The 21,588-nt window shown below is 44.7% G+C and carries 14 protein-coding genes; 10 read left to right on the top strand and 4 right to left on the bottom strand.

Annotated elements, in window-relative coordinates; translation table 11 throughout:
• The first annotated feature begins 152 nt into the window (after positions 1–152).
• From ACFGVS_RS07170 to ACFGVS_RS07145, 6 genes are all read left to right on the top strand, one after another.
• Positions 153–1,955 (top strand): glycoside hydrolase family 35 protein, encoded by a 1,803-nt coding sequence (locus ACFGVS_RS07170; RefSeq protein WP_439698051.1) that lies wholly within the window; start codon positions 153–155, stop codon positions 1,953–1,955.
• Between the two features lie 244 nt (positions 1,956–2,199).
• Positions 2,200–4,197 carry a hypothetical protein gene (locus ACFGVS_RS07165; RefSeq protein WP_439698050.1) on the top strand — a complete coding sequence of 666 codons (1,998 nt, stop codon included), beginning with the start codon at positions 2,200–2,202 and terminating at the stop codon, positions 4,195–4,197.
• Between the two features lie 9 nt (positions 4,198–4,206).
• Positions 4,207–5,652, top strand: a complete 1,446-nt coding sequence (locus tag ACFGVS_RS07160) for an MBL fold metallo-hydrolase (protein WP_439698049.1) — start codon at positions 4,207–4,209, stop codon at positions 5,650–5,652.
• A gap of 169 nt (positions 5,653–5,821) precedes the next feature.
• Positions 5,822–7,021 carry an efflux RND transporter periplasmic adaptor subunit gene (locus tag ACFGVS_RS07155; protein ID WP_439698048.1) on the top strand — a complete coding sequence of 400 codons (1,200 nt, stop codon included), beginning with the start codon at positions 5,822–5,824 and terminating at the stop codon, positions 7,019–7,021.
• Positions 7,022–7,062: 41 nt separating this feature from the next.
• Positions 7,063–10,221 carry an efflux RND transporter permease subunit gene (locus ACFGVS_RS07150; RefSeq protein WP_439698047.1) on the top strand — a complete coding sequence of 1,053 codons (3,159 nt, stop codon included), beginning with the start codon at positions 7,063–7,065 and terminating at the stop codon, positions 10,219–10,221.
• Between the two features lie 18 nt (positions 10,222–10,239).
• The gene (locus tag ACFGVS_RS07145; protein WP_439698046.1) at positions 10,240–11,646 is read left to right on the top strand and encodes an efflux transporter outer membrane subunit; all 1,407 of its coding nucleotides are present in this window, start codon (positions 10,240–10,242) and stop codon (positions 11,644–11,646) included.
• Between the two features lie 209 nt (positions 11,647–11,855).
• Here ACFGVS_RS07145 and ACFGVS_RS07140 read toward each other — a convergent pair whose 3' ends face one another.
• The 3 genes from ACFGVS_RS07140 to ACFGVS_RS07130 form a co-directional block, all read right to left on the bottom strand.
• A complete protein-coding gene (locus ACFGVS_RS07140; RefSeq protein ID WP_439698045.1) occupies positions 11,856–12,017 on the bottom strand; it encodes a hypothetical protein in 162 nt (53 codons plus the stop codon).
• Between the two features lie 132 nt (positions 12,018–12,149).
• Entirely contained in the window at positions 12,150–12,884 is a 735-nt protein-coding gene (locus ACFGVS_RS07135) for a LytR/AlgR family response regulator transcription factor (RefSeq protein WP_439698044.1), read from the bottom strand.
• Between the two features lies 1 nt (position 12,885).
• Entirely contained in the window at positions 12,886–14,004 is a 1,119-nt protein-coding gene (locus tag ACFGVS_RS07130; RefSeq protein ID WP_439698043.1) for a sensor histidine kinase, read from the bottom strand.
• A gap of 239 nt (positions 14,005–14,243) precedes the next feature.
• Between ACFGVS_RS07130 and ACFGVS_RS07125 the strand changes: the two genes are divergently transcribed.
• The 4 genes from ACFGVS_RS07125 to ACFGVS_RS07110 all read left to right on the top strand — a co-directional run bounded on the left by ACFGVS_RS07125 (position 14,244) and on the right by ACFGVS_RS07110 (position 20,330).
• Positions 14,244–16,697, top strand: a complete 2,454-nt coding sequence (locus tag ACFGVS_RS07125) for a TonB-dependent receptor domain-containing protein (RefSeq protein ID WP_439698042.1) — start codon at positions 14,244–14,246, stop codon at positions 16,695–16,697.
• A gap of 32 nt (positions 16,698–16,729) precedes the next feature.
• Positions 16,730–17,767, top strand: coding sequence for a glycoside hydrolase family 43 protein (locus ACFGVS_RS07120; protein WP_439698041.1), 1,038 nt, complete (start codon positions 16,730–16,732; stop codon positions 17,765–17,767).
• A gap of 353 nt (positions 17,768–18,120) precedes the next feature.
• Positions 18,121–18,801: a 3-keto-disaccharide hydrolase gene (locus tag ACFGVS_RS07115; protein WP_439698040.1), complete on the top strand. Its 681-nt coding sequence runs from the start codon at positions 18,121–18,123 to the stop codon at positions 18,799–18,801.
• Between the two features lie 5 nt (positions 18,802–18,806).
• A complete protein-coding gene (locus ACFGVS_RS07110) occupies positions 18,807–20,330 on the top strand; it encodes a Gfo/Idh/MocA family protein (protein WP_439698039.1) in 1,524 nt (507 codons plus the stop codon).
• Between the two features lie 69 nt (positions 20,331–20,399).
• Here ACFGVS_RS07110 and ACFGVS_RS07105 read toward each other — a convergent pair whose 3' ends face one another.
• Positions 20,400–21,254: a COG4315 family predicted lipoprotein gene (locus tag ACFGVS_RS07105; RefSeq protein ID WP_439698038.1), complete on the bottom strand. Its 855-nt coding sequence runs from the start codon at positions 21,252–21,254 to the stop codon at positions 20,400–20,402.
• Between the last annotated feature and the right edge of the window lie 334 nt (positions 21,255–21,588).

The raw sequence follows: 21,588 nt of genomic DNA, 5'->3' as shown, positions 1-21,588 counted from the left end.
TTAGTTACGCTCCGCCGGAAAAGACCAATGAACTAATGAACCAGTAAACTAATGAACCAACACACAAACGTTTGTGTAAGGCAGATCAAAAATCATTTGTTATTTTAAATTTGTGGCACAGCGGGCTTGCTTTAAATTTATTTACATCACACATGAAAAAAACTCTCCTTTTATTTCTTTTTATCATATCTGCAGGTATTGCCGGTGCGCAGCAAAGGCATGTTTTCTCGTTAAGCAAAACCGATTTTTTGCTTGATGGTAAGCCATTCCAGATCATCAGTGGCGAAATGCACCCGGCAAGGATTCCCAAAATGTACTGGCGCCAGCGCATCCAAATGGCAAAGGCCATGGGCTGTAATACCATAGCCGCTTACGTTTTCTGGAACTACCTGGAACATCAGCCGGGGGTATTCGATTTTACAACCGAAAACAGGAATATTGCCGAATTTATCGGCATATGTAAACAGGAGGGTATGTGGGTATTATTGCGCCCGGGTCCGTACGTTTGTGCCGAATGGGATTTTGGCGGCCTGCCACCATACCTTTTAAAAATTCCAGATATTAAAATACGATGCATGGACCCGCGTTATATGGCGGCGGTAACAAAATATGTGACTGCACTTTCGCAACAGGTAAAGGGCCTGCAATGTACCAGCGGCGGCCCAATATTGATGGTACAGGTTGAAAACGAATACGGCAGCTATGCCAATGACCGCGATTATATTAAAGCGCTTAAAAAGCTTTGGGTTACCAATGGCATCAACGTGCCATTTTATACCGCCGATGGCCCAACCGCCTTTATGCTGGAGGCTGGCGGTGTTGACGGCGCAGCTATTGGATTGGATAGCGGCAGCAGCGATGCCGATTTTGACCAGGCGGCCAAACAAAACCCCAATGTTCCGGCCTTTAGCAGCGAGTCGTATCCAGGCTGGTTAACGCACTGGACAGAAAAATGGCAAAAGCCAGGTACCGATGGTATTGTGAAAGAGGTAACTTATCTGCTTGAACATAAACGTTCTTTCAACTTATATGTAGTACATGGCGGCACCAACTTTGGGTATAATGCGGGCGCAAACGCGTTTAGCCCCACCCAGTTTCAGCCCGATGTCACCAGCTACGATTATGATGCGCCCATCAACGAGCAGGGAGCACCAACGCCAAAATACTTTGCGCTGCGCAATTTGATTTCAAAATATGTGAAGTACAAAATACCGGAAGTTCCAAAATCGATACCGACTGTCGAGATACCGGCTTTTGATATGGCACCTTTTACTACCGTTTGGAAAGAATTGCCGGTGGCTGTTAAATCGCCGCAACCGCTACCCATGGAAGCCCTTGGCCAGTATAGCGGCTTTATATTGTACCGTACAAAACTTGTTGGCCATAAAAGCGGTAGCCTTACCATTACCGAGCCCCATGATTACGCACTTGTTTTATTAAATGGCAAACTGGTTGATACCGTTTATCGCGATGGCGGCAAGTGGACAATCAAGCTGCCAAAAACGGATGTAAAGGACCCTGAGCTGGAAATCCTTGTAGAAAATATGGGTCATATAAACTTTGCCCAATACATGATTGACCGCAAAGGTATTACCGACCGCGTTACCCTGAATGGGATGACCCTCACCAACTGGCAGATCTTTAAGTTGCCGATGGACGAAAAATTCGTCACCTCGTTAAAAAATAAATATCCCGAAGGATTTCACGACGGGGTATTTTTCAAAGGCAGTTTTGAATTAAGTAAGGTAGCCGATACCTACCTTGATCTCAGTAACTTTAAAAAGGGAGTTATCTGGGTAAACGGCCACAACCTGGGCCGCTACTGGAATGTTGGGCCCCAGTTTCATTTATATTGCCCGGCAAACTGGTTGCTTAAAGGCAAAAACAGTGTAACGGTATTTGATATGCACCAGGAAACCAAAACCACCATTAAAGGGGTAAACACATTGGAGTAACAGTAACCTCATATTGGTATTTTGTGCAGCCTGCCCGCTAAGTTTTAATAGGGGCAGGCTGTTTTGTTTATGGGATAGCCTTATACAAATGAAGATTTATTGGGCGCATTTGAATGTCACCACAGGAGGGGTGCGGTGCGGAAAATATTTGTAAAATACCGTAAAAATACCTGTTGTATATATTAATCATTATCAGAACTTTACTATGGCAAACGATAGTTCCTAAACACTAAACATAAGCAATATGGCGGTCAAATTGGTTTACCGGTACTTAAGGGGATATACCCTTGATCCGGGCTTTTCAACTCAGCTGGATACCATGAAATTTAACCAGACGACCTACCGGGTACTATGGGAAAATTTGGATAAGCCCGAAAATGCAGGGCCAACCGGCGAATACTTTGAAGTGATAGATATCGATCCGCCAAGCAATTGTTATTATGAGCCGGTAAACCTGGATTCGGTAGAGGTTTTATCGCAAAACGGCTTAACCCCAAGCGAAGGCAACCCGCAGTTTCATCAGCAGTTTGTTTACACAATTGCCATGAAAACTTTGGAGTATTTTGAACAATCATTAGGCCGAAAATTAATCTGGAATTCTCGCATTGTTAAAGATGCCCAGGGCAACCCGGTAAAAGGTAAAAACGGCCGCCCTATCGAAAGTTATGTTCAGCGCATACGGTTGTACCCACACGCGTTCAGGGCTGCCAATGCCTATTATACCACTGATAAAAAAGCCATCCTGTTTGGCTATTTTAAAGCAGCGCAGCAAATACAGGGCGCCAATTTTCCAAATGGGGCAGTATTTGCATGCCTCTCGCCCGATATTGTATCGCATGAGGTTACCCACGCGCTTTTAGATAGTATCCACCCCCGGTTTATCGAAAACACAAATCCCGATGTGCCGGCTTTTCATGAGGCCTTTGCCGATATTATTGCGTTATTACAGCGATTTACCATTAATGAACTGGTAATTAACCAGTTTTCAAAATCTGATGGCAGTTTAGATAAGTTTACTTACCTGGGCGAACTGGCCACACAATTTGGCAACGCCATGGCGCATGGCAGGGGGGCTTTACGGAGTGCCATAGGCGGTAATGATAAAGATGGTAACTGGAAGCGCAGCAAACCAGATCCTACCCTTTACCAAACCCGCACCGAGGCACATGAATTAGGATCGGTTTTGGTATCTACCTTTTTTGATGCCCTCATCAAGATTTATAATTTTAAAACCCAGGATTTAATCAGGATAGCCACAAATGGTTCTGGCGTATTGCCTCAGGGCGTACTACAGCTTGATTTGGCTACCAGGCTTGCGCAGGAAGTATGTGAAATAGCCCAGCATTTAATGAAGGTAGCAATCCGCGCACTGGATTACTGCCCGCCGGTTGACATTACATTTGGCGAATATTTACGCGCCCTGGTTACTGCCGATATTGATTTTGCACCTGGCGATGACAATAATTACCGCATAGCGCTTATAGATGCTTTCAGGAGCTGGGGCATATTTCCCGATCATGTAAATACTTTTTCGGAAGAGAGCCTGAGATGGTGTACGCCAGATAATTTTGGGCCATTGGATCGGAATAGCCTCGGGAAAATGGCCTCCTTTTTAAGGGATAAGGTACGCACGTTAGCCAACCTGGCCGATCGTAAAGAAATTTATACGCAATCAAAAGTTATACAGGCCGCTTTCCACGATTTTTTGGTTGGTAAGCCTCAAAAAAATCAGAGCAACATGCCCTCGGCTATCTTATCCGGCCCCGAATTGGAAAGCCTGTTACCTAAGCTGGGCTTAAGCACCACTGTAATTGGATATAAAGAACTGGATGGCATTAAACTAAAACAGGAGCGGGAAAGCGGCATGCTACCTATTGAAATCCATAAAATAAGGCCGGCTTACCGTTTAGGCCGCGACGGAATGATATTGGAGCAAGTAATAGTAACCATAACCCAATCAACAACTATATTAATTGAAACAGGCAAGGTAGATTTAAAAACAGGCACCCCTCTTGTTGACAAAATGAAATTCAGGGGCGGTTGTACTATTGTTTTTAATATGGCCGAAGATTTTAAGGTTAATTACCTGGTTACAAAAAATATAGCCAGCCAGGACAGGTTTACCAAGCAGCTGGCTTATCAGCAAGGTAAAGACGATGCAGCCCTTTCGTTTTCCGATTCGATGTACGATGACGATAACGGGTTTAGTACTATAAATTTTGCCAATTTACATTTTCATTAAAACCTTATCATGAGTAACCTTAGCGTAAATATAAAAATGTTCCAGGTTGGCGAACTTGGAGATTGCTTTCTGTTAAAATTTAAAAAAGATGGGAGCGAAAGTTCGGTATTAATTGATTGCGGCTCGTTTCGCAATTCAGATAAATCTGAGCAAAGGCTTCAAACTATAGCCGGGTTTATTAAGGACGATTTGGAGGGCAAGCCCCTTGATGTTGTAGTCGGTACGCACCAGCATAATGATCACCTGTCGGGATATGTACATGCTTTCGGGGTTTTTCAGCAAACCGGTATCAATAATGTATGGCTATCATGGCTTGATGATCCAAAAGATGAACAAGCCGGCAAAATTGCTGCCGGGCAGCGTAAAGTGACAGATAACCTCCAAAAAATTGTGGCCGAACTCGCAAAAAATAATAACGAAAGCCACTCGCTTGCTTCCAGCCGAATCAGTGATGTTTTGGGTTTTTATCTGGCAGCCGATGATGCTGAAGAACCAAAAGCCGAAAAGAAAGTAAAACGCCCGCCGGTAGTGCCGCAAATGGGTATTGATAATTTGCGCAAACTTGGTAAAACCATCTCATACCTGTCGCCGGGATCTGTATTGGATTTGCCCGCCCTGCCTCAAAACTCGGTTAAGGTTTATGTACTGGGGCCGCCAAGAAACAGCAATTTGCTGTTTGATATTAATCCTAATAAGGATGAAACTTATGATACCAAGCTTGCAGCAATAAGTAATCTTGCCGAAGGCTATCTATCGGCAATGAAAAACTTTACAGGCGAGCCTGTAGATTCAGATGAGGGGAATTTTCCATTCGACAAAAAGCACGATAGAAAACTAACATCAAAATTGTTTTCGAAAGAATACCAGATGAAAAAAAATGCCTGGCGTACCATAGACGATGAATGGCTTGACCAGGCCGAGCGCTTATCCCTTTACCTGGATACCTACACCAACAATAGCAGCCTGGTGCTGGCCTTTGAACTGGTTGAATGTAGTAAGGTTTTATTATTTGTTGGCGATGCCCAAACCGGCAACTGGCTTTCATGGGAAGATATTAAATGGGATAAGGACAAAGTAAAAGCAGGTTTCTCTTTAGATTACCTGCTGAACAATACGGTGTTGTATAAAGTGGGCCACCACTGTAGCCACAACGCTACATTAAAAGAATACCTTGATGATAAAATCATCCATAAGGACCTTGTAGCCATGATCCCTGTCGATCGCACCGATCCAAATATTACCAAAAATAACGGTTGGAAAATGCCGGCGGTGAACCTTTATAAAAAGCTAAAAGAAAACACGCAAAACCGCGTGCTGGTAATGGATATTGGCTATGACCCTGATTGCGACCCAGACGGGCAGGCCAAAGAAGCATGGGCCAAAGTGCCTTTTAAGCCGGTGTACAACCAACAAAAGTTTTACATTGAATATGAGGTTCACAGTGATTCAAATTAATTATAGATAAGTTGTATTAGACGTTAAAAAACGATTTGTAATCATCTAATCAAACAATCTTTCAGTCCTACTGTAACAATATAGCCCTCTTAAGCATCTATATTGAAACTATATCCGAATTTAGCGGCTGCTTTGCCGTGCGCGGTAGTGTTGATGATTTTAATTTATAATGATGTTGCTTATCCTGTCTTCCAAAAAAATCCAAACAAAACGTTTTTTTTATGCCCTGTATTTATTGCCGGCCATTGTTTTAGTAACTGCATCTTGTGGTAATAAAAATACACAGGCCGCCAGCCAGGGACAGCAGGTATTGGATTACAAAGTAGTTCAGGTACAACCACGCCAGGCCACGTTAAATGTTGATTATCCCGCAAGTATACAGGGGCAGCAAAATATAGAGATAAGGCCGAAGGTGGATGGTTATGTTGAAAAAATTTATGTTGATGAAGGCTCCATTGTAACCAAAGGGCAATTGCTGTTTAAGATAAACGCCCCGCAATATGAGCAGGAGGTGCGTACTGCTGAGGCAGGTATTAAAACCGCCGAAGCTGATCTGGCACTGGCTAAAATGCAATTGAACAAGGTAAAACCACTGGTGGAGAAAGATATTATCAGCCATTATGAACTGGAATCGGCCGAGTATACACAGCAATCAAAAGCGGCGGCGCTTGCCCAGGCTAAAGCCGCGTTGGTAAATGCCAAAGTGAATTTAGGGTACACCACCATCACCAGCCCCGTGAATGGCGTTATAGGCGCGTTGCCGTACAAATTGGGCAGCCTGGTAACCAGCAGCACAACAGATCCGCTTACTACGGTTTACAATACCTCAAATGTTTACGTATACTTTGCTCTGAACGAGAAGCAACTGCTTGGTTTTAGTCGCGACAGTACAGCTAAAACATCTTTTAAAACCAAATTGAACCAGTTGCCCCCGGTTTCGCTCATATTGCCCGATGGCAGTACTTATGAGCATGCCGGTAAAGTTGAGACCGTGAATGGTTTAATTAACACCGCAACCGGCGCAGCCAATGTACGTGCCGATTTTGCAAACCCGCGCGGCCTTATCCGTAGTGGCAGCAGCGCGGTAGTACGCATCCCTAATGTTGTAAAATCGGCTTTATTAGTGCCCGAAAGCGCTACTTATGAATTACAGGACAAACGCTTTGTTTACGTAGTTGATGATCAGCATAAAATAAAAAATGTAGCCATTAAAGTGATGGATAATACGGCCGGCCAGTTTTATGTAGTTACCGATGGCTTAAAGGCCGGCGATAAAATTGTGTTGGAAAGTTCGGGTAACCTGCAGGATGGTACCGAAATTAAGCCAAATGAAGTTAGCGCCGGGTCGGTTTACGGCGGCGTTAAATAATAGCGTTTCTTATCCCTCAATTCATTTACAACAGCTATACTATGCTTAAAAGATTTATAGAACGCCCGGTACTTTCCACCGTAATTTCGGTTTTGTTGGTAATACTGGGTATTTTAGGGTTAATAAACTTACCAATTTCGCAATATCCGGATATTGCACCGCCTACTGTACAGGTAGAGGCCTTTTATAGCGGCGCCAACGCCGATGTAGTGCTCAAAAGTGTGATTATCCCGATGGAGGAGCAGATAAACGGGGTGGAGAACATGACCTACATGACTTCATCTGCCAGTAACGATGGTTCGGCATCTATCACCGTATACTTTAAGGTGGGCACCAATCCCGACCTTGCCGCGGTAAACGTGCAAAACAGGGTATCGCGTGCTACAAGTTTGCTGCCGTTGGTGGTTACGCAATCGGGTGTTACGGTAGCAAAAAGTCAGAGCAGCAACCTGATTATCTTCTCGCTATACAGCGAGAATAAAACTTACGACGAAACTTTTCTGCAAAATTATGCCAAAATAAACCTGGTACCGCAAATTCAGCGGGTTACCGGTGTTGGTAATGCCAACGTGTTTGGCTCAAAAGATTATTCGATGCGCATTTGGTTAAAACCCGATGTGATGTCGCGCTATAATCTTATACCAGATGATATTACCGAAGCGCTTAACGAGCAGAATATAGAGGCTGCCCCGGGTAAATTTGGCGAAAACAGCAAACAATCCTTCCAGTACGTTATCCGCTATAAAGGGCGGCTAAAAACCGCTGCCGAATTTGGCGATATCATCATCAAATCGGTAGGTAACGGGCAGTTGTTGCGTATGAATGATGTGGCACGTGTTGAGTTGGGATCTTTGGATTATTCTTTCGAGATACAAACCAACAGGTTGCCTTCGGTAGGGGTGGCTATCAGCCAAACAGCAGGGTCAAACGCCCGCGATGTGATCAACGAATCGAAAAAGATCCTGGAGGCCGCTGCCGAAAAATTCCCTAAGGGGATGAAAATAACTTACCTGGTTGATGCCAACAGTTTCCTGGATGCCTCGATAGAAAAAGTGATCAGTACATTGATAGAAGCATTTATCCTGGTATTTATAGTAGTGTTTGTGTTTTTGCAGGATTTTAGGTCAACATTAATCCCGGCTATAGCGGTGCCTGTGGCTATTGTGGGTACCTTCTTTTTCCTCAACTTGTTTGGCTTCACCATTAACCTGCTTACCCTTTTTGCATTGGTACTGGCCATAGGTATTGTAGTAGATGACGCCATTGTGGTGGTAGAAGCTGTGCACGCCAAGCTCGATCAGGGTTATAAATCGGCCCGGAAAGCATCTGTAGATGCCATGAACGAAATTTCGGGCGCTATCGTTTCCATCACGCTGGTTATGTCGGCGGTATTTTTACCGGTTACGTTTATTTCGGGCTCAACAGGCGTATTTTATAAGCAGTTTGGTATTACGCTGGCTGTAGCCATTTTGCTATCGGCAGTAAACGCCCTAACCTTAAGCCCGGCATTGTGCGCGTTATTTTTAAAGCCACATGAAAAAGGGACAAAAAAACATGGTTTCATCAACCATTTTTATGTGGTGTTTAATACCTCGTTTGATGCGGTAACCAACAAATATAAAAAATCGGTAAGCTTTTTGGCAGGTCGTAAATGGATTGCCCTTGCAGCGGTGGTGGTGTTTTCGTCCATCCTGATTTACCTGGTAAAAACAACCCCATCCAGCTTTGTGCCCAATGAAGACCAGGGGACAGTGTTTGCCGCCATCAGCTTGCCGCCGGCCTCGTCAATGGAACGTACCGATGCTGTTGCCAATAAGATAGACAGTATCGGCCATACCATCCCATCGGTAGTTAATACGCTTAAATTGGTGGGCTTTAACTTTATTGCCGGCTCGGGCAGTGCATACGCCATGGTGATTATGAAGCTGAAGGGCTGGGATCAACGTAAAGAAAAAAGCCAAAGCCTGCAAAGCATTATTGGCCAGCTTTCGGCCAAAACAAGCGGTATGCGGGAAGCCAACGTGTTTTACTTTTCGCCGCCAACCTTACAGGGGTTTGGTAACAGCGATGGTTTTGAATTTCAGCTACAGGATAAAGGCGGGCATACTGTTGATGAATTGTATAAGGTAAGTAATACCTTCCAGGCGGCGTTAAAAAAACGTAAGGAGATCCAAAACCTTAATTCATCATTTAATCCAAACTTCCCACAGTTCCAGGTAGATGTTAATGTGGCAAAATGCAAAGAAGCTGGTGTAACCGTAACAGGCGTATTAAATACCCTGCAAGGTTATTACGGCGGGTTATACGCATCAAACTTTAATGACTTTGGCAAGCAATACAGGGTTATGGTACAGGCAGATTATGATTACCGGGCCAACGAAATTGGCCTGAGTAAAATATTTGTACGCAATGCGGCTGGTGCCATGGCGCCAATAACATCGTTTATAACGCTGAAAAGGGTGTTTGGTCCCGAGTCTATTTCGAGGTTTAACTTATTTACGGCCATATCGGTTTCCGGCTCGCCAAATCCGGGGTACAGTACAGGAGATGCTATAAAGGCCATTAGTGAAGTTGCCAAACAAACGCTCCCTGCCGGTTACGATTTCGAATTTTCGGGCCTTACCCGCGAGGAATTGAGCACCGGCACGCAATCGGCTTACATATTTATGCTTTGCCTGGTGTTTGTGTACTTTTTACTTAGTGCGCAATATGAAAGCTATATCCTGCCGTTCGCGGTATTATTATCGCTGCCTGTTGGTTTAGCGGGTACGTACCTTTTTGCCTGGATTTTTGACATCGGCAGTAATATTTACCTGCAAATTTCGCTCATTATGCTCATCGGTTTGCTGGCAAAGAACGCTATCCTGATAGTAGAATTTGCTTTGGAGCGACGCCGGGCAGGTATGGATTTAATACCCGCTGCTATAGCAGGCGCCGAAGCCCGTTTGCGCCCGATTTTAATGACATCTTTTGCTTTCATATTTGGTATTATGCCCTTGATGTTTTCCACAGGGGCTGGTGCAAATGGCAATAAATCCATAGGTACAGGCGCTGTGGGGGGGATGTTTGTGGGGACGGTATTTGGGGTGTTTGTTATCCCTATTCTGTTTATCATTTTTCAATCCCTGCAAGAAAAAGTTGGCCGTAAACCAAAACCCGAAGATGAAGATGATGAGGCGGAAGTAGTACCTGCCCGTTAATTTAGTAAAAGATATAAAATGAACAGACGGAGTTTTAAATATATACTGCCCTTTACGCTGCTATTCGGCGTTGTGCTATCGTGCAAAGTAACGAAAACGTATAACCGGCCGGATATAGGCACAACCGGACTTTACCGCGATGGGCAAACTAACGATACTACCACGATAGCGGCTATGCCCTGGCAAAAAATTTTTGCCGATACTATACTTAGATCGCTGATACAGGAAGGGTTGAATAATAACCTGGACCTTAAAACCGCTGTTCAGCGGATACTGGAGGCGCAGGCAACATTACAGCAAAGTAAGGCCGCGTTTTATCCATCGTTAAGCGGCAATGCCAGTGTAACCCGGTCAAAACAATCATCGGCAGGCTTAAATTATCCTGCCGGTACCATTGTTAACACCTTAACTACTACTTACCAGGCTGGTCTAACAACCTCATGGGAGGCCGATGTTTGGGGGAAGCTAAGCAGCACAAAACGTGCGGCATTGGCAACTTTTTTACAAACCGATGCCGCTAAGCGGGCCGTGCAAACCCAGTTGATTGCCGACATAGCCAATAACTATTTTACCCTGTTGGCATTGGACAAACAGCTGGAAATTACACTGGAAACCCTCAAAAACCGCATTAAAGATGTGGAGACCATGAAGGAGCTTAAGGCCGGCGCAGTGGTAAACGGGGCCGCTGTGGTGCAAAGCGAAGCCAACCGCTATGCCGCCGAAGTATCCATTCCCGATTTAAAGCGCAGTATCCGCGAAACCGAAAATGCTTTAGATATCCTGTTATCAAGGCCGCCGGGCGCGGTAAACCGCGGCAGTTTGGCTACCCAGAACATGGCCACCGAATTACAGGCGGGCATCCCAACACAACTGCTCACTAACCGCCCGGACGTACAGCAAAGCGAATACGCTTTCCGTGCCGCGTTTGAGAATACCAACGTGGCTAAAACGTATTTTTATCCCTCGTTTACCATCACAGCTTCGGGAGGTTTATCTACCTTACAGCTTAAAGACTTTTTTGTCAATTCCATATTTTACAATATTGCCGCGGGCCTTACCCAGCCCATTTTTAACCAGGGTTTGAACAAAGCGCGTTTACGCACTGCGCAGGCGCAGCAGCAGGAAGCGCTTAACAGCTTTCAGAAAACATTGCTGGTAGCAGGGCAGGAGGTATCCAATGCATTATATGCACACCAAACCGCCCTTGAAAAACAGGATGCCCGCAGTAAGCAGATCATCGCTTTGCAAAAATCGGTTGAGTATACACAGGAGCTATTGCGGTACAGCTCGGCCACCAATTATACCGATGTATTAACATCCGAACAAAACCTGCTGGCAGCACAGCTAAGCGGTGTTAACGACAAACTGCAGGAGCTACAGTCTGTCGTTAATTTATACCGGGCATTGGGTGGAGGCTGGCGGTAGTAGCGGCGGGTGTATGTTATTTTGCTATACAGGTGCGTATAAAAAGATACAGGATATTGGATAGAAGCCAAAATCCCGCGGATGACATGAGGCAGAAGACTTGCGAAGTTTTAAAAACTTCGCAAGTCTGGATTCGTAAAAATCCCCCTAAAACAAAAAAAGCTTCTTAAAAAAGAAGCTCATTTTCATAGGTAGGTGATATATGCTGATCAGGCAATAAAGCCTGTAAATTGCTGGTTGTTAACCTGTTTATTGCCAATTAATTGTTTATGAATAGCCTTAAGGGTTATTACTTCCCTGGTAAACAGATCAACAATTGAATTTTTGATGTGTTTAACTGTTTTTTCGGTATTGATGTGTACTATCTGCATGATTCAGTTAATACCAATTTCGTGCCAAAAAAGTATTGGGTTTTCTTTGTGGTTTAAATTTTATCCTGCTGCGTTTTGTAAATCGTTTTAAACCTGGGCTACGGAGTCATTTACGTTTATGACTGCCGATTGTTATTTTTTATCCCAAAGCCTGCTGGTAACTACCTGCCCAATCACCTGCTCGCGATAATTACGGCTTATAGGGATTTTGCTGGCCTGGATAAATATCTCATTGCCTTCAATACCATCAATTTTGTTGATAGCTACAATGTATGATTTGTGCACTCTGATAAAAGCCTTGCCGGCCAGGTTTTCCTCCAGATTTTTAAGGGATAGCATGGTTACATATTTACCTTTCAGCGTAAAAATGTTCACATAGTTCTGCATGCCTTCTACGTAAAGGATTTCTTCCAGCGGCACCTTTTCATATTTGCTGCCGCATTTAATAAAAAAGTAATCGTCCTGCCTTTCGGCTTTATTGATGTCTGCCGATACTGGTTTGGTTAGCAACCGGTGATAGTCCCGGGCTTTGCTGGCCGCCTTAAAAAAACGCTCAAAGGTGATGGGTTTAAGCAGGTAATCCAGCACATCCAGCTGAAAACTTTCCAGCGCATAAGTGGGGTAGGCGGTAGTTATAACTACCATGGGCGGTTTTTGCATAATCTTCAAAAACTCTATCCCGTTCATTTTGGGCATCTGGATATCCAGGAAAATCAAGTCGGCGGGTTGCCTGTCAAGCAGTTTCATAAGCTCAAGCGGGTTTTCGCAAGTGCCGGCCAGCTGTAAAAAATCTACCTCGCGTACGTAGTTCCCAAGTCCTTCGCGGGCCAATGGTTCATCATCGACAATTATACAATTGATATTCATATTAAGCCATTTGCATGGTTGGTGATATTTGGAGCACAGCAAGCGTTAGTTGTAGTTTTACCGTAAAAGTATCGGGTTGGCTGTCAATATCCAATTCATAAATGCCAGGATACATTAAATCGAGCCTCCGTTTAACATTGGCCAGCCCTATACCGCCGTATTTTATCGCCTGGTTAGCCTCGCCGGGGGCTGTACTGTTGCTTACAAATAAGCTAAGCCGCTGCCCTTCCAGTTCAAGTTTTATGCTGATCCAATTGCCGCCATTTACATGGGCCGATACGTGCTTGAAAGCGTTTTCTACAAACGTCATCAAAATAAAGGGAGCGATGCCCAGGCTGCCGGCAAAAGGTGTTGTCAACGCTATATCAGCTTGCACTTCGGTATCATGTCGCAGCTTTTCCAGTTCGATAAAATTTTCAAGATAGGATATTTCTTTTTGAAGGGGGATTTGCTGGTCGTTGCATTCATAAAGCTGATGCCGCAACAATTCAGAGAATTTGGCCAGCGAAGCCGAAGCCATATTGGGATTTTTGTGGATAAGGAAAAATATGGAATTGATGCTGTTAAACAAAAAATGAGGGTTAAACTGGTATTTTAAAAATTTAAGCTCGGTTTCAAGCTTCTCTTTTTCCAGCATTTGTTGCCTTTTTTGCGTTTGTGCCCAGGTTTTAGTAAGCTTAATACTCATGGCAAGAGTGCTGCTGGCCACTATTGATGGCAACGGATTGGCCAGGAAAAGGGTAAAAAAGTTATGAGGCCCGCTACCATATAAATCATCCATTGTTTTACCCGATAGAATGGCGCTTAAAAAATACCCCGGAACAATCAGCATGGCAGCCACGATGATGGTTAATAACTCGTAAGTTATGTATTGCGCAAATTTGCCCTTTTCCATATAACGTGGCATCAAAAAATACAGGTTAAAATACGCCGCTAAAGCCTGGAATACCAGGTAAAAGCTAAATTTTATCGTGTAGGGAGAGAAAAAGATGCTGCGCGCCACGCCAATAGGATCGCCCTGGGAAAATACCCACCACAGGTAATTGTATAAAAACCAAAAAGGCAGGTGGTATAACTTATACCTGATAAGCCAGTTTTGTTTAGATTGAATTTGAGGCATAGCTAAAGATACAGCTAAATGAATTATTTTTTAATGGCCGTAATCTCAACGGCCTTAATTAATTGACCAAATGCACCTATTGGTGTATAACCGGTAAATTATAATAAATACGGACCGTTTTAATCAACTTCGGCGCTTGTAATGTATTTCGTCAATCAAGGTAGTACACTGGTCAATCGGATTTTTCTGCGGTAGTTGGTTTGTATTCCTTTGGTCATACAACCTTTTGAAATTGACCTATGAAATACTTAATCATCAGCTTACTAACTTTTTTTTGCAAGGCATTGTTTGCCCAGGTATCGGGAAAATTTGTGGACGCTACCGGGCAACCTGTTTCATTTGCAACGGTGATATTATTGGATAGTACCGATAACGCGCTGATAAAATCGGCGCTTACCGACGATAAAGGTGCTTTCAGGTTTGAACCTGTTAGCCAGGGCCGGTACATTGTCAAAGTAAGTGATATGACTCATGAAACATGGTCGTCGCCAGTATTTGAGCTTGCCGGCATAAGGCCAGCCAAAAATCTGGGCATTATCGGGCTAAAAGGGGCATCCAGGCAATTAAGCGAGGTTACGATCAGGGCCGATAAGCCTTTGGTGCAGCAGGAGCCCGGTGGGATGGTAGTAAATGTTCAAAGCAGTATACTAACAAAAGGCAGTTCGGTTTTACAGGTATTGCAACGTTCGCCCGGCGTAATCGTCAATCCCCAAAACACCAGCATTACCCTGAACGGGAAGGCGGGAGTAATGGTTATGCTGGATGGCAAGCTGATGCGGATGTCGATGCCGCAGGTACTTACTTTACTAAACGGCATAAGCGCTGATGATATTGAAAAAATAGAGCTATTAAATACCCCGCCCGCCAAATATGACGCCGACGGCAATGCAGGGCTTATTAACATTGTTACCAAAAAAAATAAACAGCAAGGTACAAGCGGGTCTGTTACGGCCACGGCAGGATATGGCCGGGGCGAAAAGGGCTCGGCAAATGTCTCAATCAACCACAATACGGGTAAGGCGGGCCTGCGCGCTTCTTATTCGTATGCTCATGATCGCGGGCATAGTGAATTGTTTGCAGGTGGGACGGAAACTGTACCAGCCATAGGTGGCCAAACCGAGTTTCTGTACACAGGGCTTGCCAAACCAATAGCCAAATACCAGGATGCTGAAATTGGTGCCGACATCCGGCCTAATCAAAAGACAACCCTTGGCGCCAGTATTTATTTTGCGGCGGGAAGTAACCACAACAATAATTACAACCATGGCCATTATGCCCTTAAGCCCGATTCTGTTTTGCTGTTCAATTCCTACCTCGATGGCATTAATCACACTTACAATACCATTGGCTCCATTTACCTGGAACGGGAACTAAGTAAAGGCGAAAAAATAAATTTTGACGCCGATTATATTTATTACAAAAACAACGGGCAAACTAATGTTGAAAGCACCTTTGTTGATAATTATGGTAACCTGGCCGGAGCCGGCGACAGCCTGTATGCCCCCCGCCAGCGCGACCTGGCCAGTACCGCTATAAAAGTATCGGTACTTAAAGTAGATTACTCAAAACAAATAAACCCAAACCTGAAATTAGAAGCAGGGGTAAAAGGCACCTTTACCCGAAGCAACAGTGTATCCGGGATAGAAAACATGCAAAACGGCCAATGGGTACTAAGCAGTGTAGGGGTATCCAATAACCTGGTTACAAAGGAGGTGATTGGCGCGGGGTACGCAACTTTGAATGCGAAGCTGGATACCGCTACCAGTCTTACTATTGGCGCACGCTATGAATACTCACACAACAGTACCGATAACGCCAGCAATGCCCAATATGATATCGACCGGAAATTGAAGAAGTTGTTTCCGAGTGTGTTTTTTACGCGGAAACTTAATGATCATTCCGAGTTGCAGTTATCCTATACCAAACGCGTCAGCCGCCCGTCGTACAGCGACCTGGCTTCGTACGTAACTTATAATGACCCGGTATCTGTTTTTACCGGCAACCCTGCGTTAAAACCTACCATTACCGATAATATTAAACTGGCTTATAATTACCATGATTACCAGTTTTCAATTTTATTCAGCCGCGATAAAGATGTGATATTACAAACGCAAATTTCTACCGGGCCATCTAAAGGGCTGGTTTACCTTGCCCCGCAAAACGCACCTTATCAAAATAACATTACCCTGCAAACCAGCGTCCCGGTAAAAATAACAAGCTGGTGGGAGGGGCGTTATGGTTTTGTTGGCGGCTGGCGGCAATACAAAGTGGACTATACGCCGCAAACTTTTATCAAAACCTACTTTGCCGGGTCGGTTGATTTTAGCGAAACGTTTAAACTTCCTAAAAGCATTTCGGTGGAGGTTTCCGGTTATGCCTATTCACCGGCGTATTATGCTACCTCAAGAAGCAACGGAAACGGGATGCTGAACCTGGGGATAAAAAAGGAGCTGGATAATAATAAAGGCAGTTTTCAGCTATCAGTTACCGATCTGTTATCATCGGCAAGCTATTACGCTTATATCGGCCACCTTACCCGCGATGCTTTTAATTCGCAGGTATGGGTACGGTATAACGGCGAGTCAAGGAACTTTCCCATTATCAAGCTTACCTATTATCGGTCATTTGGCTCAAAAAACAAGGTTCAACGAAAAGATGATAATGCCTCCAAAGATGAAAGAGGACGGTTATAAATTATATAAAAAATTGTGTTCTATATTAGGGCATGAAAAACATTATAAAAATCTGCCTTTTATTAATGGTTGTGACCCAATCGGCCTTTGCCCAGCAAAAAACTTTTACCAATCCTTTGCTGCCTTCCGGGGCCGATCCCTGGGTTATTTACAAAGATGGCTTTTACTATTATACCAATTCAACAGGTAGTCACCTGGCTATCTGGAAAACTAAATATATCACGCAGCTAAAAACAGCCGTTAAAAAAACAATCTGGGTGCCACCGGCGGGCACAAACTATTCAAAGGAACTTTGGGCGCCCGAGCTTCATTTTATAAAAGGCAAATGGTATATGTATTTTGCTGCCGATGATGGCAATAACAACAACCATCGGATTTATGTGCTCGAAAATCCCGCCACTGATCCTACACAAGGTGCCTGGACATTTAAAGGAAAAGTAGGCGACAGCACCAACAAATGGGCCATCGATGTATCGGTATTTGAAAATAAGGGACAGTTATACATGATCTGGGCGGGCTGGAAAGGCGATGTTAATGTGCAGCAAAACATCTACATCGCCAAAATGAAAGATGCCTGCACCATTGAAGGCCCGCGGGTAAAAATATCAAGCCCCGAATTTGACTGGGAAAAGTATGGCGACCTGGGCGCGCAATCAAACCCGCCGCATGTTAACGTAAACGAAGGTCCCGAGATTTTAAAACATAACGATAAGCTGTTCCTGGTATACTCGGCCAGCGGCTGCTGGACGGATTATTATGCCCTTGGTATGCTCACGACATCAAAAAACAGTAACTTAATGGATGCCGCATCATGGAGAAAGTCGGTCCAACCGGTGTTTAAGCAATCGCCGGAAAATGGTGTTTATGCACCCGGCCACAATTCATTCTTTAAATCTCCTGACGGAACGGAGGATTGGATATTGTACCACGCCAACTCCAAACCAGGCCAGGGCTGTGGTAATGACCGGTCGCCCAGGGCGCAAAAATTTGGTTGGAAAAAAGATGGATCGCCCGATTTTGGCGTTCCTTTAAAAGAGGGCGTGCCCCTTGATATACCATCGGGGAATTAATATTGTTGTTTGAATTGCAGTTGGTTTGCCGTAAATCCGCAGTCTTAAAAAGGGGTGATAACTGGTTTATTACACCGCGCGCGGGTTGATAAATTGGTGATAAACATGTCAGTCTACAAGGCAAATGCATCTAATAGTTAATGGATTGCGCGATCAGTTTAGTGTTAACCATGCAAAAAGACAAAATATTGACTGTCAAATATTTATATAAAAATATATCTAAAATATGTTAAGTTATGTTAACCCAATTAGATGCGTTTGCCCTGTGTCAGTCTAAAGGTTTCCTTGCATCTTTCAAATAAATATCTCTACCTTAGTATAACCAGTTACAAGCTATTTAATTCCTGTCTGCCATGATCAAAAAGCATTTTCAACAAGGCCTGTTGGCCTGTTTATCACTTATTATTTTATTTTCAACGGATGCCAAAGCGCAAAATAAAGATGGCTGGCGACAGCTTTTTAACGGTAAAGACCTTAACGGCTGGAAACAGGTTGGCAAAGGCAGCCGCTATGTAAAGGATGGCTTAACCGGCAGCCACGGTGGCATGGGCTTATTGTACTGGACGAAGGAAAAATTCAGCAACTGCACTATCCGGGTAGTTTACAAAATGCAAAAGTTTAACAGTAATGCGGGCGTATTCATCCGCATACCGCTGGAACCGCGCGAGGAATGGATGCCCGTATTTTATGGCTATGAAGTGCAGATAGACAACCACCCCGAAACCTCGAAGGAGGACGACTATCATATTACCGGCACCCTGTACTCACTTACCAAACCATTGGCCAAACCCGGCAAGCCCGGTCCGCAATGGAATACCATGGAAATTACACTGGATGGCCCGCGAACTATTGTTGTTGTTAACGGCCAAAAAGTAACCGACTATAAAGAGGGCGACCCAACACCTGCGCGTAAATTCGATTTCGAACCGTTCCGCGGCACCCGTCCTAACGAGGGCTACATAGGCTTGCAAAACCATGGCGATGACGATGTGGTTTTTTTTAAGGAAGTAGCTGTTAAACCATTGCATAAATAATAACCATGGAGCAATTGGATGACACAAAAAGCAACAATGGCATAAGCCGGGCCGACTTTATAAAAAAAGCCGCTATAGCCACCGCAGGTTTTTATATCGTACCCCGTTTTGTGTTGGGTGGCAAAGGCTACACGGCGCCAAGCGATAAACTGTACATTGCTGCAATAGGCTGCGGCGGCGAGGCTGAGAACGATATTAAGCATTTTGCTACCGCGCCTAAAAAGAATGCCGTTATAGCCTTTTTATGCGATGTTGACGACAGGCAGGCTGCGCCGCGCCGCAAAGAGTTCCCCAAAGCGCCTTATTATCATGACTGGCGCGAGTTGTTTGATAAACAGCATAAAAACTTTGATGCCGTAACCGTGGCCATACCCGATCATAACCACGCTTTGGTTGGGCTGAGCGCTATGCAGCTGAAAAAACATTTGTACCTGCAAAAGCCATTAACACACGATATTTACGAAGCCCGCATACTAACCCAGGCATCCGAAAAATACCAGGTGGTAACTCAAATGGGCGACCAGGGTGCATCCTGCGATGGTATGCGCACCATGCGCGAATGGTTTGAAGCCGGCCTGATAGGCGACATTGAGAAAGTATATTGCTGGACCGACAGGCCGGTTTGGCCGCAAGGCATTTCCTGGCCAAAAACAAGTCCGCCAATTCCTAAAGAACTCAAATGGGATCTGTGGCTGGGTACTGCAAAGCAAACCAACTATATTGACAACCTGGTGCCCTTTAACTGGCGCGGCTGGTGGGAGTTTGGCACCGCCGCGCTGGGCGATATGGGCTGCCACATTATGGGGCCGCCTTTTAAACTGCTTGGCCTGGGTTACCCAACCGAAGTCTCGGGCAGCGCCAGCACCGTTTACAGCGGCATTTTTAAGGAAGGTATTTACCCCGAAAGCGGGCCGGTATCCAGTTCAATCAAGTTTAAATTTAAACAGCAAAACGGTAAAAACCTCGATCTGCATTGGATGGATGGCGGCATAACGCCCGAACGCCTTAACGAGCTTGACCCTGCTTTAAACATGAATGAAGCGTTGGGCGATTTTCCCGGCGAAAATGATTTTGAAGGCTGTACATTATTTATAGGCACCAAAGGAAAAGTTTCCTGTGGTTGGGGAGGCAGTCACCCCCGACTGCTGCCGCTGACCTTAAACAAGGATATAAACGTACCCGAAAAGTACCCGCGCGTTGCTGGTGGGATGGATGGCCATTGGTGGCAATGGGTTGATGCCAGTATAGCCGGCTACGGCAAAATGGAAGTTGATTCGCCATTTGTGGGTTATGCGGGCCCGCTTACCGAAACAGTGCTCATGGGCAACCTGCTGTTGCGCACCTTTAACCTGCGCGAGAAAATAAAACGCAACGACCCGGTTTATGGCAACATGGAAGGCTACAAATTCAGCGGCAGGTACACCGGCTTGAATTGGGACGGCGAAAACATGCGCGTAACCAACTTTGAACCCGCCAACCAATACATCCGCCGTACTTACCGGCAGGGTTGGGGCGAACTGAAATTGTAATTAACCCAGGAAATATAAAACCGGGCGAGTGATAAATGTCACCCGCCCGGTTAAAATGGTTTTTGTTAATTATAAAGCTACTGTTGTACTATTGGTTACTTTCCAGATAGCACTGCCGGGCACCGGGAAGCTTACGCCGTTGGTATTGCCCCGTGTTGCGGCATCCTGTCCAAAATGGTATAGTGGATGCCCTTTATAAACAAGCTGCGTTTTTCCGAATACGTTAATAGTGGTAAACTGGGTTTTATCAAAAATTGACGGGATACTGGCCACCCCGGTAACCTCAAAAATAGGCCACGCGGCATTATTGCTAAAATCGGCTTTGGTAAAATTGTTTTTGCTGGATGCATCTTTGCTAAACATGTACAATGTAATCCCCTTGTCATCAGTTATAAATTGCGATGCTCCGGTGCCTGCAATGCCTTGGTCGTTGTACTGGGCTTTATCCAGACCGATAAGCTGGGCGTTGCCAAACATAATGGTGTAGTCGGCCTTGGCTATGACCCAAAGGTTGGCAACCTTATCACCATTGGTATCACCGGCTTTAAGGTCTTTGCTGTAATAATATAATGGCCAGCCTTTATAGGTACTTTGTTTACTGCCGTCGGGCCTGTCAATCACACCAAAATCTGATGATGTTAAGCCGGCGCCAATAGTGAGTCCTGCTTTGTAAAATACGGGCCAGGTAGTAGCGCATCCGTCTACACAGGCCGAAGCGCCGCTTACATCTTTAGAGAAAAAATAAAGCGAGAATCCGTTGTTATCCGTAAGTAATTTTCCGAAGGTGGCATTATCGGTCAATACCACCCCGGTTAGTTGGGGCGTTGGTATAATCCGGTTTGAACTTTTGCTGCATGAGGAGCCCAACAGCACAATGCTTACAAACACTGCAATCATTGCATGAAGTAACTTGTAATTTTTCATAGGTTTTAATTTAAGATGTAGTTGATTTTATTAGTCATTACTCTAAAAAAGGGTAAATGGTTGCTTTTTAAGAAATGTAAAATTTAAGGTGTAGCTGAATGCCCGGTGGAAATTCTGAATGGGGAATAACGTATATCGCATGGCGGCGAAGACTCACCCGGCGAGGCTGCGCCCGCCACCCTCTCTTCACCTGCGGTGGAAAGAGGGGCTTGAACATGGAATATAAATACGTTATAAAAAATAAGTAATAAATTTCCAAGCCCCTCTTTCCGGCTAAGCCGAAGAGAGAGTGGCGGGCGCAGCGTAGCTGGGTGAGTCTTAACCAGCGTTGAAA

Origin of the sequence: Mucilaginibacter sediminis (assembly GCF_051903035.1) — a bacterium.
GTDB lineage: Bacteria > Bacteroidota > Bacteroidia > Sphingobacteriales > Sphingobacteriaceae > Mucilaginibacter.
The sequence above is the reverse complement of the archived record's forward strand: the minus strand, read 5'-3'. Positions and strand labels throughout refer to the sequence as shown.